The 2,424-nt window shown below is 74.3% G+C and carries 2 protein-coding genes; both read left to right on the top strand.

The features are described from left to right. On the top strand, positions 1–1,998 hold a 1,998-nt coding region (locus tag ACWGIU_RS35615; RefSeq protein WP_453712235.1), incomplete at its 5' end, for an ATP-binding cassette domain-containing protein. Beyond that, positions 1,995–2,424 (top strand): ABC transporter permease (locus tag ACWGIU_RS35620; RefSeq protein WP_453712236.1); only part of this gene is annotated, 430 nt, incomplete at its 3' end. The genes ACWGIU_RS35615 and ACWGIU_RS35620, both read left to right, overlap by 4 nt.

Below are 2,424 nucleotides of genomic sequence, written 5' to 3' on the forward strand. Positions count from 1 at the left end.
ATGTACGAACGCGTCGCGGTGGCGGGCACGCCCGATGCCGAGGCCCGCGCCCTGCTGGAGCAGCGCAGCCCGTCGGCCGTCGGCGACCGGATCAAGGTGCCGACCTTGATCGTCCAGGGTCAGGAAGACTCCCTCTTCCCGCTGGACCAGGCCGATGCCATGGCCAAGGCCATCGCGGCGAACGGCGCGCCCGTATCCGTGGACTGGGCGGCCGGCGGGCACGACGGCGGCATGCGCGAGGCCGACCGGACCGAGGCCCGGGTTGCCTCCTGGTTCGACCGCCACCTGAAGGAGGACGAGGGCGCCGACACCGGCCCGGCGTTCCGGGTCACGCGCTCCGGAGGCATCGACTCCACCGACGGCGAGGTCACCCTCCGCGGTGCGAGCGGCGAGCGCTACCCCGGGCTGGATTCCGGCCCGCGGGAGTTCGCCCTGACGGGACGGGAGCAGACCTTCGCCAATCCTGCGGGGGGCGCGCCTCCCGCCCTGTCCTCGCTGCCGGGCATCGGCGGGCAGCTGGCCGCCTTCGGGGTCGGGCTCTCGCTGGACTTCCCGGGCCAGAACGCCCGGTTCGATTCGGCGCCGCTCACCGAGGACCTGCGCATCACCGGCACCCCGACCCTCACCCTGAAGGTGAGGTCGACGGCTGCGGACGGTGCGGCCGTTCTGTTCGGCAAGCTGTACGACGTGGGGCCCGACGGCCGGCAGCAGGTGCTGCCGAGCCAGCTGGTCGCCCCGGTGCGGGTGGAGAACGCGCAGCAGGGCGCGACCGTGCGGCTGCGACTGCCCGCGATCGACCACGCCGCCGTCGCCGGCCACCGGCTGCGGCTGGTGGTGGCCGCGACCGACCTCGGCTACGCGACCCCGGCCGCGCCGGCCACCTACACCGTCGCCGTGGAGGGCCCGCTGACCGTGCCCGTCGCCGCGGACGTACGGACCGCCACGGCCGGGCTGCCCGCCTGGACCTGGTGGCTGCCGCTGGGCGCGGTGGCCCTGGCCGCGGCGTTGCTCGGGATCCGGCGGCCCGGCCGTGGCCCCTCGGGGCCCCGGTCCGGCACGCCGCAGCCGGAGGCCGCACGGGCCGACGTACCCCTGGAGATCACCGGGCTGACGAAGCGGTACGCGAAGGCGCAGGACCGGTACGCGGTACGGGACCTGTCCTTCCGCGTCGAGAAGGGGCAGGTGCTGGGACTGCTCGGGCCCAACGGCGCCGGGAAGACCACCACCCTGCGGATGCTGATGGGGCTGATCTCCCCGGACGCCGGGGAGATCCGGGTGTTCGGGCACGCGGTACGGGCCGGTGCGCCCGTACTGTCCCGGGTCGGGGCCTTCGTGGAGGGTGCCGGGTTCCTCCCGCACCTGACGGGCCGCGCCAATCTGGAGCTGTACTGGCAGGCCACCGGCCGCCCGGCCGAGGACTCGCACATGGCGGAGGCCCTGGAGATCGCCGGGCTCGGCGACGCGCTGGAGCGCGCGGTACGCACGTACTCGCAGGGCATGCGCCAGCGGCTGGCGATCGCGCAGGCCATGCTCGGGATGCCGGACCTGCTGATCCTCGACGAGCCGACGAACGGTCTGGACCCGCCACAGATCAGGGAGATGCGGGACGTGATGATCCGCTACGCCGCGGGCGGCCGGACGGTCATCGTCTCCAGCCATCTGCTGTCGGAGGTGGAACAGTCCTGTACGCACCTGGTGGTCATGGACCGCGGCCGGCGGGTCGCGGCGGGCGAGGTCGCCGAGATCACCGGCGGCGGGGACACGCTGCTGGTGACGCTGGCGGAGCCGGTGGACGAGGTGAGCGTCGAGAAGGTCGCGGCGCTGGAGGGAGTGGGTTCCGTGGTGGCGGCCGATGACGGGCTGCTCGTACGGCTCGAAGGCGCGACGGCCGCGGGGCTGATCGCCGAACTCGTGCGGCTGGAGGTGCCGGTGAGCGGGGTAGGACCGCACCGGCGACTGGAGGACGCGTTCCTCACCCTGATCGGAGGTGCGGCGTGAGTACGGCGACGACGGTGCGGGAGGTGGCTCCGGGCTACCGGGCGAGCCGTACGCTCCCGCTGCGCGTGGAGGCGCTGCGGCAGTGGCGCCGGCGGCGGACGCTGGTGATGGCCGGGGTGCTGGCCGCACTGCCGTTCATCCTGATGATCGCGTTCGCGGTGGGCGGCGGGCCGGGCAGCCGGGGCGGCGGGAACGGCCGCATCACCCTGATCGACACGGCCACGGCCTCGGGGGCGAACTTCGCCGCGACCTGCCTGTTCGTCTCGGCCGGCTTCCTGCTGGTGGTGCCGGTGGCCCTGTTCTGCGGGGACACCGTGGCCTCGGAGGCGAGCTGGTCCTCGCTGCGCTACCTGCTCGCCTCGCCGGTGCCGCGGGCGCGGCTGCTGTGGAGCAAGCTGGTGGTGGCGCTGGGCTTCAGTCTGGCGG

It is taken from the genome of Streptomyces sp. NPDC054840 (assembly GCF_053611065.1).